This window comes from Streptococcus sp. HMSC072D03 (genome assembly GCF_001812855.1).
GTDB classification, from domain to species: domain Bacteria; phylum Bacillota; class Bacilli; order Lactobacillales; family Streptococcaceae; genus Streptococcus; species Streptococcus salivarius_D.
This window is the reverse complement of the sequence record NZ_KV810651.1, coordinates 1-372: the sequence shown is the minus strand read 5'-3', so window position 1 is coordinate 372 and position 372 is coordinate 1. Positions and strand designations below refer to the sequence as shown.

The 372-nt window shown below is 40.1% G+C and carries 1 protein-coding gene; it reads left to right on the top strand.

Annotation, left to right across the window (positions count from 1 at the left end; translation table 11 throughout):
- Window positions 1–372 (top strand): Spy0128 family protein (locus HMPREF2877_RS05265; protein WP_141751048.1); only part of this gene is annotated, 372 nt, incomplete at both ends.

The window sequence follows — 372 nt, the reverse complement described above, 5'->3', positions numbered from 1 at the left end:
ACCAACTAAACCAACTGAAAAACGTGTTAACAACGTTCCAGTTGAAGTGGAATTCAACTTCACTAAACGTTTGGAAGGTCGTGAGCTTAAAGCTAACGAATTCAGTTTCGTCCTTAAAGATTCAGAAGGTAAAACTCTTGAAACTGTGAAGAACGATGCGGCTGGTAACGTTAAGTTCAAAGCTCTTGAATTCAAGAAAGGCCAAGAAGGCGTTCATAACTACACAGTAGAAGAAGTTAAAGGCACAGACGCAACCGTTACATACGACACAATGAAAGCGAATGTAACAGTTACAGTTAAACACGATGGAACAGCTAAAGTTCTTATCGCGACTGTAGGTGCAATTGCGGACAAAGAATTTAACAACCGTGT